The organism is Ruegeria sp. CRTD044 (assembly GCF_059613485.1).
In genome coordinates, this window is the sequence record NZ_JBXWSP010000017.1 from 127,438 (window position 1) to 140,051 (window position 12,614).

Annotated in this window: 11 protein-coding genes; 1 reads left to right on the forward strand and 10 read right to left on the reverse strand. The window is 61.2% G+C overall.

Going from position 1 to position 12,614, the window contains the following annotated elements:
• The 10 genes from AC2FNL_RS15990 to AC2FNL_RS16035 all read right to left on the reverse strand — a co-directional run bounded on the left by AC2FNL_RS15990 (position 1) and on the right by AC2FNL_RS16035 (position 11,428).
• Positions 1 to 777: an enoyl-CoA hydratase-related protein gene (locus AC2FNL_RS15990; RefSeq protein ID WP_093961976.1), complete on the reverse strand. Its 777-nt coding sequence runs from the start codon at positions 775 to 777 to the stop codon at positions 1 to 3.
• A gap of 71 nt (positions 778 to 848) precedes the next feature.
• Positions 849 to 1,304 carry a cytochrome c-type biogenesis protein gene (locus tag AC2FNL_RS15995; protein WP_170368403.1) on the reverse strand — a complete coding sequence of 152 codons (456 nt, stop codon included), beginning with the start codon at positions 1,302 to 1,304 and terminating at the stop codon, positions 849 to 851.
• On the reverse strand, positions 1,301 to 3,265 hold the full coding sequence (locus AC2FNL_RS16000) for a heme lyase CcmF/NrfE family subunit (protein ID WP_170340057.1): 1,965 nt from the start codon (positions 3,263 to 3,265) through the stop codon (positions 1,301 to 1,303). Before AC2FNL_RS16000 ends, AC2FNL_RS15995 begins: the two co-directional genes overlap by 4 nt.
• Positions 3,266 to 3,340: 75 nt before the next feature.
• Positions 3,341 to 3,919, reverse strand: a complete 579-nt coding sequence (locus AC2FNL_RS16005; protein ID WP_496834278.1) for a holin family protein — start codon at positions 3,917 to 3,919, stop codon at positions 3,341 to 3,343.
• Complete coding sequence (locus tag AC2FNL_RS16010; protein WP_496834280.1) at positions 3,910 to 4,521, reverse strand: holin-associated N-acetylmuramidase; 612 nt, start codon at positions 4,519 to 4,521, stop codon at positions 3,910 to 3,912. The genes AC2FNL_RS16005 and AC2FNL_RS16010 overlap by 10 nt, the downstream gene beginning before the upstream one ends.
• Positions 4,522 to 4,659: 138 nt before the next feature.
• Complete coding sequence (ccmE, locus tag AC2FNL_RS16015) at positions 4,660 to 5,106, reverse strand: cytochrome c maturation protein CcmE (protein WP_093961971.1); 447 nt, start codon at positions 5,104 to 5,106, stop codon at positions 4,660 to 4,662.
• Between the two features lie 7 nt (positions 5,107 to 5,113).
• On the reverse strand, positions 5,114 to 6,142 hold the full coding sequence (argC, locus tag AC2FNL_RS16020) for an N-acetyl-gamma-glutamyl-phosphate reductase (RefSeq protein WP_496834281.1): 1,029 nt from the start codon (positions 6,140 to 6,142) through the stop codon (positions 5,114 to 5,116).
• A 93-nt stretch (positions 6,143 to 6,235) separates the two neighbouring features.
• Positions 6,236 to 7,045 (reverse strand): glutamate racemase, encoded by an 810-nt coding sequence (locus AC2FNL_RS16025; RefSeq protein WP_170357695.1) that lies wholly within the window; start codon positions 7,043 to 7,045, stop codon positions 6,236 to 6,238.
• An 8-nt stretch (positions 7,046 to 7,053) separates the two neighbouring features.
• The gene (locus tag AC2FNL_RS16030) at positions 7,054 to 7,932 is read right to left on the reverse strand and encodes a lysophospholipid acyltransferase family protein (RefSeq protein WP_093961968.1); all 879 of its coding nucleotides are present in this window, start codon (positions 7,930 to 7,932) and stop codon (positions 7,054 to 7,056) included.
• Positions 7,933 to 8,008: 76 nt separating this feature from the next.
• Complete coding sequence (locus AC2FNL_RS16035; protein WP_496834282.1) at positions 8,009 to 11,428, reverse strand: indolepyruvate ferredoxin oxidoreductase family protein; 3,420 nt, start codon at positions 11,426 to 11,428, stop codon at positions 8,009 to 8,011.
• Between the two features lie 169 nt (positions 11,429 to 11,597).
• Here AC2FNL_RS16035 and AC2FNL_RS16040 point away from each other — a divergent pair, with 169 nt between their 5' ends.
• Positions 11,598 to 12,506, forward strand: coding sequence for a LysR family transcriptional regulator (locus tag AC2FNL_RS16040; RefSeq protein WP_093961966.1), 909 nt, complete (start codon positions 11,598 to 11,600; stop codon positions 12,504 to 12,506).
• Positions 12,507 to 12,614 lie beyond the last annotated feature (108 nt).

Genomic DNA, 12,614 nt, shown 5'->3' on the forward strand with positions numbered 1-12,614 from the left:
TCAGCGCCCCTCGAACCGGGGGGCGCGTTTTTCCAGAAATGCCACCACGCCTTCGGCGAAGTCACGGGTGCGCCCACATTCTCCCTGCAGGTGCGCCTCGGTCGCCAGTTGTTGCGGCAAGGTGTTTTCGTAGGTGCCTCTCATTGCCTTTTTGATCGCGGCAAAGCCCGCAGTCGGCCCTTTGGCCAGGTATTCGGCGCGCTTGCGCCAATGCGCGGCGAATTCATCGTCGGCGACCGCCTCGTAGATCATGCCCCATTGATCGGCCTGACGCGCAGAAATCTTGTCGGCGAACAGGGCCGCACCCATGGCTTTGGCCAGACCCATCTGGCGCGGCATGAACCACGTCCCGCCGGCGTCCGGCAAAAGACCGATCCGGGCAAAGGCCTGCAGGAAATAGGCGCTTTCGGTCGCTATGACCACATCGGCACACAGGGCCAGGTTGGCCCCTGCCCCCGCCGCGGGACCGTTCACGGCCGCGATCGTCGGCACCGGACAATCATGAACGGCTTCCAGCATCGGTTCATATTCATCGCGCAGCGCGCGTTCCAGATCGATCTTGCCGGTGCTGGACGCATCGCCCAGATCCTGGCCGGAGCAAAACGCCGGGCCTGCGCCCGTCAGAACGATTGCACGCGCGTCATGAGCGGCTTTTTTCATCGCATGGGTAATCTCGGCGCGCATTTTCGTCGTAAGCGCGTTCATCTTGTCCGGCCGGTTCAGCGTGACCACAGCCAGACCGTCCGTGATGTCCAAAAGCACCGTTTCGTATTCCATGAAGTCCTCACATGCGCAGAATTTCCCGAACCCTGACGCAAATGCCGCGCAAGGGAAAGGCAAACCGCACGTCAGTCTTCAAGAATCCGGCGCAGGCGCTCTTTCTCGTCGTCACTCAATCCGTCCACGGCGGAGGTCTCCTCAACCCGCGCACGACCGCGCAGGAAGTTCCAACCCAGACCGGCCGCAATCAACAGCATGGCCGGCCCTGCCAGCCACAACAGCAGGTTCGCCCCCGTGGTCGTGGGTTTGAGTAGCACGTATTCTCCGTAGCGGTCGACAATATAGGCAACCGCTTCTTCATCGGTGTCGCCCGCGACCAACCGTTCGCGCAGCAAAATGCGCAGGTCACGGGCCAGTTCCGCGTTGCTTTCGTCGATGCTTTCGTTTCGACATACCAGACAACGCAGGCCCGTACTGATGTCTCGCGCTCGGGCTTCGAGCCCCGGATCGTCCAGGACTTCATCCGGCTGGACCGCCATCAGCGGCGATGCCAGCAACAACAACAAAACGATCAGACGTTTCATTCGGCAGGTACCCCGCCTGCCGGGGCTTTGCGCGCGCCTGCGGCCACCCGGAAGCGGCGGTCAGACAAGCTGAACAATCCGCCCAGAGCCATCAGAATGCAGCCTCCCCAAATCCAATTCGCAAGAGGTTTGATATAGGTACGCATGACCCAGCCGCCATCGTCCTGCTGATCCCCGATGACCACGTAGACATCACGCAGAAAACGGTAGTCAATCGCGGCTTCTGTCGTGGGCATGGCGGCCACCGGATAGGTACGTTTTTCCGGGTTCAGCGTAGCTATCTCTCGACCATCTTTTTGAACCTGCACGTCGGCCATGGTGGAGAAATAGTTCGGCCCCTCAACCTCGCGCACACCGTCCAGAGTGAACGAGAAACCGCCCACGTCGAAGGTTTCCCCGATACGGGCAACACGGATGTCCTCGACCTCCCAGGCGGTCAGGCCGGCAATCGCAAAGATCGTGACCCCCAGACCGGTATGGGCGATCGCTTTGCCCCAATCCGCACCCGGCAGGCGCATCAGACGCCGGAAACCGCCGGTGCGGCCTGTGCGGCTCCACAGATCGACCGCGGCGCCGAAGGTGATCCATGCGCCAAGGAACAAACCAACCGGGCCAAGCGCGCTGCGGCCCGTCTGCAACACCCAAACCAGTACGGCCAGCGAAACGGCCAGAACAAACGCATAGCGCAGTTGCCATGCGACGCGGCCCAGCCTGCCGCGCTTCCACGGCAGCATCGAGCCCAGCGGCAATGCGATTCCCAGCACTACCATGAACGGCGTGAAGGCCGCGTTGAAGAACGGTGCCCCGACCGAAAGCTTTCGGTCGAACATCATCTCGGCCACCATCGGCCACAGGGTCCCGAAGAACACGACAAAACTGCTGACAGCCAGCAGGATGTTGTTCAGCACCAATGCGCTTTCACGGCTGACCATTCCGAACAGCCCCTTGGCCTCCATCGCCTGGGCCCTAGCGGCGAACAGGATCAACGCGCCGCCAATGAACGCCACCAGAATGAACAGGATGAACACACCGCGCTCAGGGTCGTTTGCAAATGCGTGAACCGACGTCAGAAGGCCCGAGCGCACGATGAACGTGCCGATCAGAGAAAAGCCGAACGCAATGATCGCCAGCAGAATGGTCCAGCTTTTCAAGGCTTCGCGCTTTTCGACCACGATGGCCGAGTGCAATAGGGCGGCGGCCAGAAGCCACGGCATGAAAGACGCGTTTTCCACCGGATCCCAGAACCAGAATCCGCCCCAACCCAATTCGTAGTAGGCCCACCACGACCCCAACGCGATGCCGATGGTCAGGAATATCCAGGCTGCCAGGGTCCACGGTCGAACCCACCGACCCCACGCCGCGTCCACCCGCCCCTCGATCAGGGCTGCGACGGCAAAACTGAATGCCATGCTCAGGCCCACATATCCGAGGTACAGAAACGGCGGATGGAAAGCCAAACCGGGGTCCTGCAGCAAGGGGTTGAGATCGCGGCCGTCAAACGGCGCCACGGGAAGCCGGTCAAACGGGTTCGACGTAAACAGGATGAACGCGTAGAACGCCACTCCGATTGCGGCCTGCATCGCCAAGACACGGGCCTTGAGCGTGGGTGGCAAACCCTGGCCGAAAAGCGCAGCCGTTGCGCCAAAAAGCGCCACGATCAGTACCCACAACAGCATCGAACCTTCGTGGTTTCCCCAGGTTCCGCTGATCTTATACAGCATCGGCTTCAGGGAGTGGCTGTTTTCCACCACGATCCGCAGCGAGAAATCCGAGGTCGCAAAGGCCCACACCAGCGCAGTGAAGGCAAATCCTGTCAGCAGACACTGCGCAATAGCCGCGGGCTCGGAGAACAGCATCCATGACGGCCAGCGTTTTGCAGCGCCGATCAATGGCACGACTGTCTGAACTATGGCCACCATGAAGGCCAGGATGAGGGCGAAATGTCCAAGCTCGGTAATCATGGGCACGGGTATAATCCCGCGCCCGGGCAAGCGCCAATCACTTTCGCCGCAATCAGGCGCACATAGTGTCGCGGGTCAAGCGCGCTGCAGACGCCGCCAGTCCTCCAGCGCCGGGTTGTGATCGGGGATGATCACCTGGGCCGTCAGTTCCGCATCCGGCCCCGGATCGGCGGCTCCCGGACTGTCCGCTCGCATCTCGTGAAGAGCTTGCAAGTTGGCCATGACCTGTGGCGCCCGCATCATCGTGACTGAGATATCACGCTGAAGGTCCTGAACCTTCGCTTGGTGCCGCGCTCCGAAATAGAACGACACAATGACGCCCAGTAGCCACCACAGCGGCTCGGGCACCAGCGCAATTCCCTGCATCCGCGCCGCAAACCACAGTGGATCGACCATCGCGGCCACGAACAAACCCAATGTCCCCAGCGCCAATGCAGGCCTTGGCAACCGATTCAAACCATCCATGAAACGGTCAAACCCGCCTTTGCGGGGAACCTCGAATTCCGCGCCGAACTGACTCATCGCCTGTCCACGCAGCGCAACAGCGCGTTCCGCACCGGCCTCCGAGTTCTCGCGAAACACCTCTGCAGTTTCGCGCACCACGTTGCGCCCACCCCCGAACAGAAGATCAAAAACACCTGCGATCAGTCCCATGCGGCTATCCTTTGCTGAAACTCGGCCATGCTCAGGTGATAGGGCGGAGATAGAAACTTCTCGGCCCGGCGGATCCAACCCCCTTTCCCACCGTTGCGGCTGCGCACGTATTTGCGCAAGGCCGGACGTCGGTCAGCCAGCCGGAAATAGTAGTTCCTTCGTGCCACCCCATACGCGTCGCGCAACACCACCGGATCGGGTTTTGCGGCCAGATCGCACGCCCCAGCCGTTCGCGGCCCCAGAACGCCATCCACGGCGAGCGAAAATCCCATCTGCACCAAAAGACGCTGCAGGATGCGCACCGCCTGTCCGCCCGCATTCACGTACATATCGAACAGCGTCGGCTGCAGCGCGTCGGGCACCCGTGCCAGACCGGGCTTTTGAAAGTAATGCGTGATGAAAATCGCGACAGCCTGATCCCGGCCAAGCGCCATCACATCGCGGCGATCGACAGTCCCGTCACGCGTCAGGTCAAGGCCCAACCGTCGCATCGTGTGGATTGTGACACCGTATTTCGTGGCCCCTCCCGGGTCATCCGGATCATCGACGAAGCCGCCCTCGCGGGTTACGATCTCGTTGGCAATCTGCTGAACCGACTGCATGCTGCACCTCTGTGTACCTATGCGGCACACGGTCAGGTGAAATCCTTAAATCCATGAAACGAAGAAGGGCGCTGCACGACCAGATCGCGCAACGCCCTTGAACACTCATTCAGGCAACCTACCGAAGGCTGTCCTGTCTCAGCTGTCTGCCGGCTCTTCGTAGACGCCCTGCTCCTTCAAGGCATCTATGACCTCTTTCGGCATATAGGTCTCATCGTGTTTTGCCAGAATTTCTGTGGCTTGGAACACACCATCAACGTAGCTTCCGGTGCCGACCATCCCCTGACCCTCGGAGAACAGATCAGGCAAGACACCGGTGAATGCCACCTTCACGCTCTCACCTCCGTCGGTGACGGTGAACCGTACGGTTTCACCCTGCCCGCGTACGATCGAGCCTTCTTCGACCAAGCCACCGATGCGAAACACCTCGTTCGGCGCCGGCGGTTCGGCGATCACCTGGGTGGGCGAGCGGAAATAGTTGATCCCGTCTCGCATGGCATAGCCGATCAGGCCCGTCGCCAGGGCCAAAGCCACAAAAGCCAACAAAATGATCTGTACACGACGACGTTTCTTCAGCGTCTTCATCTTGCCCTCATGGGAACAGTGGGGCCATCATAAGCCCCGTCGTTTCGGGTTCACCTAACATCAGGTTTGCGTTCTGCAAGGCCTGCCCACTGCTACCTTTTGTCAGGTTATCCAGCGCCGCTATCACGATGGCACGCCGTTCGTTCCTGTCAGCAACGACGCCGATATGGCAGAAGTTCGACCCGCGCACATGGTGGGTCGAAGGCGTTTCGCCAAAGGGCAGCATCTGAATGAAAGGCTCGTCTGCATAGGCTGCACACAGCGTTTCATAAACGCTCTGCGGATCACCCTTCACATACGAGGTCGCCAGAATGCCCCGGTTCGCGGGGATCAGGTGCGGCGTAAATTGGATGTGAACCGCGCGGCCCGCCAGTTTCGAGAACTCCTGATCGAACTCGCCCAGATGCCTGTGGGTACCACCGACGGCATAGGCGTTGGTGCCCTCGCTCAGTTCGGCGTGCAGAAGGTTCTCTTTCAGCGCACGCCCCGCCCCTGAGACGGCGCACTTCAGATCAAGAATGATGTCATCCAGGTCGATAACACCAGCCGCGATCAACGGCCGCAGCACATACTGCCCCGTGGCAGCATTGCACCCGGTGCCAGCCACCAGCCGCGCAGCGCGGATGTCCTCACGGTAGAACTCGGTCAGGCCGTAGACGGCCTCATCCTGATGCGTGAGTGCGGCATGCGGATTGCCATACCATTTCTCGTATTCCGCCGGATCACTCAGCCGGAAATCCGCCGACAAATCGACAATTTTCAGGTCAGAGGGCAAATCCCGGATGACCTCCTGACTGGTCTTGTGCGGCAGCGCGCAAAAGCACAGATCGATCTGGCCAAAGTCGATTTGCTCAATCTTGCACAGACGCGGCAAATCCAGATGGCGCAGATGCGGAAACACCTCGGCCATGGTCTGCCCGGCCTTGCGCTCGGCCGCCAGGGCGGTGATTTCCATGTTCGGGTGCTCGGCAATCAGCCGCACCAATTCGGCACCGGTATAGCCCGAAGCGCCGAGGATTGCGATTTTGTGGGTCATGTCAGACCTCGTAGATTTATGTGACACGTCTGGCACCGGCCGACATGACAGGTACCGAATAAATTCATGACAGGGGCCGGTCCTTGACCTAAGTCAGGCGGCCTTGAAGGTGATCTGTCGTCGGAGAAATTGCGTTGCCCGGTCACTGACCTTCTGCGGATTGCCTGTGGTCAGGTAACCCGCCTCACCCCCGCCAAGCATATCCGGATGCCGCTGGAGATAATCCGCAAGGCTTTCGGCCACCAGGTCGCCCTGGCTGAAGACTTGGACGTCTGGGCCCAACGCCGCCTGAAAGGCTTCGGCCATCAAGGGGTAATGGGTGCAGCCCAAGATCGCAGCCTGCGGTTGCGGCATCTTGCGCTTCAACGCGTCCACATGGCTCCGCACAAGGGCTTCGGCCAGGATCATATCACCATCCTCGATAGCATCGACCACGCCGCCGCAGGCCTGCGCCTCAACATCGACGCCGATAGCGCGGAACGCCAGTTCACGCTGGAACGCGCGGCTGGCCACCGTCGCCGGCGTGGCAAACAGGGCCACATGCTTGACCGCCACTTCGCGCGGGGGGCTGTTGTCGCCCCACTGGCGCTCGGTCAGTGCTTCGATCAGCGGGACGAACACACCCAGAACGCGCTTGCCCTGGGGCACGCCCTCTTCCTGCATTCGCCGCAGCGCTGCGGCGCTGGCCGTGTTGCAGGCCAGAATTACCAGATCGCAACCGCGCGACCACAGGTCCTGCACGGCGTTTCGGGTCAGGTTGTAGATATCCTCGGCGTCGCGCACGCCATAAGGCGCGTGCGCGCTGTCCGCGTAGTACAGGAAATCCACCTCCGGCAGACGTGTCTGCGCGGCGTTCAGGACGGTCAGCCCGCCCAATCCAGAATCAAAGATGCCTACTGCCATTTGCCCCTTCAGGCGCGATGCCGTTCCTCGAATTCATAGCCATAGTCATACGACTTCAGCGGCTTTGGAGACAGCTCATACGTGGCTTTGCGCAAGAAATCCATCATCTTGCGTGTATCGCCGGCCAATGGGTCCAGAACGTCGCGGCCGATGGGCTGCCCCACGACCACATCCACCGGGGTATCGACGCGCTTTTTGAACTCTTTGATCAGCAAACCCATGCGCAGCGTCACATGCAGATGGCTGGCGATCTGGAACAGGCGCGAGGTGTGGCCATCGAAGAACAAAGGCACCACGGTGGCGTTCGACTTGGCCACCATCCGCGCGGTGAAACCGCGCCAGCCCGGGTCCATCGGGTGCGCGAACGGCCGGGCCGCCGTGCTGACCGTACCGCCGGGAAAAATCCCGATTGCCCCACCCTGCCCCAGATAATCCAAGGCGGTTTTTCGGGTCTGCAGGTTCAGCCGCATCGCTTCTTTGGTCTGATCGAAGGAGATCGGCAGGATGATCCGGTTCAGATCCTCGGCCTTGTGGAACACATGGTTGGCCAGAATCCGGAAATCTCCACGGGTCTGGGACAGTACATGCCCCATCATCAGCCCATCAAGAATCCCGTAGGGGTGATTGGCGATCAGGATCAGCGGGCCGTCCTTGGGGATGTTTGACAGCGCCCCACCCACTACATTCAGGCTCAGCCCGTAACGTTCGACCATGACGGACCAGAAATCGCGGCCATTGGCGACCTCGCGCTCGTAGCCTTCGGCACGCCGGATCAAGCGCAGCCGACCGGTCGTGTTCTCCATCAGTTTGATAACCATGCGCCCACCCCGCGTCTCAGCAGAATGGGCGTAGGAAATGTCCCGAGCGACTTGGCGACGTGATTTCATCACGGGTCTCCGGCGTGGCCGTCATCGGACGGCGCGGACGGGAACCCTACCGCGCCTCCATGACACCGATATGACGTTACTCGGCCGCGGCCCGCGTCTCGGTCCCTCCCTGCCGGATTACGGCCAGAAGTTCCTCGCGCCGCTTGGCGGCCTTGGCTTCGTTGGCGGCCAATACCGGACCGAAACCGCGGATGTCCAGTGGCAACCGCGCCAGCGCGACAATCGCATCGCGGGTGTTGTCATCCAGCTTGGGCAGGACCTCTTTCATGTCCTTCTCGTATTGACGGATCAAGGCCCGCTCCATCCGGCGCTCGGCGGTATAGCCGAAGATGTCCAGCGGAGTGCCGCGCAGTCCCTTCAGCTTTGCCAGAACCTTCATCGGCCCCAGCAGCCATTCGCCGAACTGCCGCTTGCGCGGACGCCCGTCCGGCCCTTTGCCCCCCAGGATCGGCGGAGCCAAGTGGAAGGTCATCTTGATGTCGCCGTCAAATTCGGCGGCAGCCTTGTCGCGGCTGTCCAGCAGCAGGCGGGCCACCTCGTATTCGTCCTTGTAGGACAACAGCTTGTGATACCCACGCGCGACGGCATCCCGGACCTTCGGGTCTTCGATCGACTCGACCAGCTTGAGATAGCGTTTTGACAATCGTTTACCCTGATAGGCCACCAGATGATCGGCACGGAAGGCGATGGCCTGCTCGGGCGTCTTGGGCAACTCGGTCACCGAGGGGGTCACGATGCGCGCCACCTCATCGGGGTGTAGAACCGCCCAGCGGCCAACCTCGAAGGCGCGCTTGTTGCGCTCGACCGCGGCGCCGTTCAGCTCGATCGCGGCCATGATCGCCTCGTGGCTGACCGGCAGCAGACCGCGCTGCCACGCCGCCCCGAACACCATCATGTTGGAATAGATCGAATCGCCCATCACCGCGCGTGCTAGCTCGGTCGCGTCGAACAGGGCGAGCCCGTCTTTCAGCCGCGCCTCGAGCGCCAGTTCCAGTCGATCGACCGGGATCTGGAATTCGGTGTTGCGGGTGAAATCGCCGGTGATGATTTCGTGGCTGTTGACCACCGCGCCGGTCTGACCAGTGCGCGTCAGACCCAGCGTCTTGGCCCCGGCGGACACCACGAGGTCGCCGCCGATCAGCGCATGCGCCTCGCCGGTGGCCACGCGAATGGCGCTGATGTCCTCGGGCTTGTTGGCCAGGCGACAGTGGATATGCACCGCGCCCCCCTTCTGCGCCAGCCCGGCCATTTCCATCATGCCCGCGCCCTTGCCGTCGATCTGGGCGGCCTGCGCCAGAACCGCCCCGATGGTCACGACGCCGGTGCCGCCGACGCCGGTGATGACCACGTTATGCGTGCCCTCGATCTGCGGCAGAACCGGCTGCGGCAGATGGGGGATGTCGATCTCGGTGGTGGCTTCCTTGCGGATCCTGGCGCCTTCCAGCGTGACGAAGGACGGGCAGAACCCGTTGAGGCACGAGAAATCCTTGTTGCAGCTGGACTGGTCGATCGCCCGCTTGCGGCCCAGTTCGGTTTCCTTGGGCACGATCGAGACACAGTTCGACTGCACCCCGCAATCGCCGCAGCCTTCGCAGATGTCCGAGTTGATGAACACCCGCTTGTCCGGGTCCGGGAAGGTGCCGCGCTTGCGGCGGCGGCGTTTCTCGGCCGCGCAGGTCTGGACGTACACGATGACCGACACGCCTTCGATCTCGCGGAACTTGTTCTGAACCGCCATCAGCTCGGCCCGTTCGTGGGTTTCCACGTCGCCCGGCAGCGCCTTGAAGTTCACGTCCTCCTTCTCATCATACACGACGGCCACATGCTGGACGCCCATGGCCTTGACCTCGCGCACGATGCGCTCGGCGGTCAGATGGCCCTCGTTCTCCTGCCCTCCGGTCATGGCGACCGCATCGTTGAACAGGATCTTGAAGGTGATGTTGGTCTCGGCCGCCAGCGCCGCCCGGATCGCCTGAACGCCCGAGTGGTTGTAGGTGCCATCGCCCAGGTTCTGGAACACGTGTTTTGTGGTCGAGAACGGTGCCTCACCGATCCAGTTGGCGCCTTCGCCGCCCATCTGGGTAAAGCCGGTGGTCTCGCGATCCATCCACTGCACCATGTAGTGACAGCCGATGCCGGCATAGGCCCGGCTGCCCTCCGGCACTTTGGTGGAGGTGTTGTGCGGGCAGCCCGAGCAGAAATAGGGCAGCCGCGTCGCGATCTCTTGCGCGTTGTCATTGCGCCGCGCTTCCTGCAGGCTGGCCAGCCCTGCGCGGATTCCGTCGGTTTCGCGGCCTTCCTCGATGAGGATCTCGCCCAGCTTTTCGGCGATCATGATCGGATCAAGCGCGCCACGGGTTGGGAACAGCTCTTCGCGGTGCAGCGTGCCTGCCCCGCCCTTGTACCAGCCGTACACGCGACGTCCGCGACGGTCGTCAAAGATCGCTTCTTTGACCTGCACTTCGATCAGCTTGCGCTTTTCTTCGACGATGATGATCAGGTCCAGCCCCTCGGCCCAGTCATGGAACCCCTTCATGTCCAGCGGGAAGGTCTGACCGATCTTGTAGGTGGTGATCCCCAGCCGTTCGGCCTCGGCCTCGTCGATGTTCAGCAGCGACATGGCGTGGACCAGGTCCAGCCAGTTCTTGCCCGCCGCGGCAATGCCGATTTTTGCGCCGGGCTTGCCCCAGACCCGCCGGTCCATCCGGTTGGCGTGCGAGAACACCTCGGCCGCGAACCGCTTGTAGTCGATGATCCGCGCCTCCTGCAGGTGCGGCGTGTCGCCCAGCCGAATGTTCAGCCCGCCCTCGGGCATGTCGAATTCCGGCGTCACCAGCTGCATCCGATCGGGCCGGCCATCCACGACCGAGGTCACCTCGATCGTGTCCTTCATCGTCTTGAGACCGACCCAGACCCCGGCAAACCGGCTGAGGGCAAAGCCGTAGATTCCATAGTCGAGGATTTCCTGCACTCCGGCCGGGCTGACCACGGGCATGTACATGTCGACCAGCGACCATTCCGATTGGTGCAGCACGGTCGAGCTTTCGCCCGTGTGATCGTCGCCCATCGCCATCAGCACGCCGCCATGCTTGGCGCTGCCGGCCATGTTGGCGTGGCGCATCACGTCACCGGACCGGTCCACGCCCGGACCCTTGCCGTACCACAGGCCAAAAACGCCGTCATATTTTCCATCGCCGCGCAGACCCGCCTGCTGGCTGCCCCACAGGGCTGTGGCGGCCAGGTCCTCGTTCAGACCGTATTGAAAAGTCACATCACACTCGGCCAACTGCTTTTCGGCGCGTGACATTTGCAGATCGACCGCACCCAGCGGAGACCCCCGATAACCGGTGACCAGACCGGCAGTATTGAGACCCGCGGCGGTATCGCGGGCCTTCTGCATCATCATAAGACGCACAAGCGCCTGAGTACCATTCAAAAGCACCGGGCTTTTGGTCAGATCGAAACGGTCATTGAGCGAAATCTTTGGCTGACTCATCAGACGCCTCCCCACGTCGGAATAGTGTGCTGCATTTGACGTCATTTTAGGTCATAATTTCTGACCTGTATACAAAATTCCCCCTGTTCTGTAACGATTTCCCCGTTTGAATATGGAATTTGTTACCTCTTTCATATAGGGCTGCCAAAGGATAACGAAAGTTGCGACGATGAATTGGGACAAGCTCAGAATATTTCACGCGGTAGCTGACGCCGGCAGCCTGACGCATGCCGGAGACAAGCTGAATCTGTCCCAATCCGCCGTCAGCCGTCAGGTTCGCGCGCTTGAGGAATCGCTGGGCGCCACACTGTTCCACCGCCACGCCCGTGGTCTGATTCTAACGGAACAGGGCGAGCTTCTGTTCGATGCAACAACGGCCATGTCCAAGCGTCTGGACGCAGCCGCGGCGCGAATCCGAGACAGCGAGGATGAGGTCTTTGGAGTCCTGCGGGTCACCACGACTTTTGGCTTCGGGACCCTGTGGCTGGCGCCGCGCCTGCCCAAGCTGTACGAGCAGTATCCGGACCTGAATATTGACCTGATGCTCGAAGAACGTGTGCTGGATCTTCCGATGCGCGAAGCAGATGTCGCGATCCGGATGAAGGAACCCAGTCAGGCCGATCTTGTCCGCAAGCGACTGATGACCGTTCGAATGATGTTGTATGCGACCAAGACCTACTTGGATTCGCACGGAGGCGCGCCTCAGACGCTGGAGGACATTTCGAAACACCGCCTGATCTGTCAGACCCCCGCCGCACCCCAGGTTGGCGTTGGCGCTTCGATGGTCAGTCACCTGATGACCTACGAACCCAGCTCACTGCTGACGGTGAACAACTACTTCGGTGTTCTTCAGGGTGTTCTGAATGACCTGGGAATTGGCGTCCTGCCCGACTACGTGACCGAGGATTTCCCCGACCTAGTCCCGATCCTGTCCGACATCGAGACGGCGAATGTGCCGGTATATTTGGCCTATCCCGAAGAACTGAGGCACTCAAAACGGGTCGCAGCGTTCCGTGATTTCGTTCAAGATGAAATTATTGCGCACCGCAAACAGCTGAAACATCTGGGAAAACTGTAGCTATGCGCCCTCAGCATAGCGGACATGCCCTCAATGCGCCCAAAAAACCTTGATCGTTCACAGAGTGACCCCTAAATGAGCACTCGAAGGCGATGATGCTGAAACGCT

Bases quoted from the DNA above. Each gene is read 5' to 3' on its own strand.
- AC2FNL_RS15990 (WP_093961976.1), bottom strand. From the start codon at position 777: ATGGAATACGAAACGGTGCTTTTGGACATCACGGACGGTCTGGCTGTG.
- AC2FNL_RS15995 (WP_170368403.1), bottom strand. From the start codon at position 1,304: ATGAAACGTCTGATCGTTTTGTTGTTGTTGCTGGCATCGCCGCTGATG.
- AC2FNL_RS16000 (WP_170340057.1), bottom strand. From the start codon at position 3,265: ATGATTACCGAGCTTGGACATTTCGCCCTCATCCTGGCCTTCATGGTG.
- AC2FNL_RS16005 (WP_496834278.1), bottom strand. From the start codon at position 3,919: ATGGGACTGATCGCAGGTGTTTTTGATCTTCTGTTCGGGGGTGGGCGC.
- AC2FNL_RS16010 (WP_496834280.1), bottom strand. From the start codon at position 4,521: ATGCAGTCGGTTCAGCAGATTGCCAACGAGATCGTAACCCGCGAGGGC.
- ccmE (WP_093961971.1), bottom strand. From the start codon at position 5,106: ATGAAGACGCTGAAGAAACGTCGTCGTGTACAGATCATTTTGTTGGCT.
- argC (WP_496834281.1), bottom strand. From the start codon at position 6,142: ATGACCCACAAAATCGCAATCCTCGGCGCTTCGGGCTATACCGGTGCC.
- AC2FNL_RS16025 (WP_170357695.1), bottom strand. From the start codon at position 7,045: ATGGCAGTAGGCATCTTTGATTCTGGATTGGGCGGGCTGACCGTCCTG.
- AC2FNL_RS16030 (WP_093961968.1), bottom strand. From the start codon at position 7,932: ATGAAATCACGTCGCCAAGTCGCTCGGGACATTTCCTACGCCCATTCT.
- AC2FNL_RS16035 (WP_496834282.1), bottom strand. From the start codon at position 11,428: ATGAGTCAGCCAAAGATTTCGCTCAATGACCGTTTCGATCTGACCAAA.
- AC2FNL_RS16040 (WP_093961966.1), top strand. From the start codon at position 11,598: ATGAATTGGGACAAGCTCAGAATATTTCACGCGGTAGCTGACGCCGGC.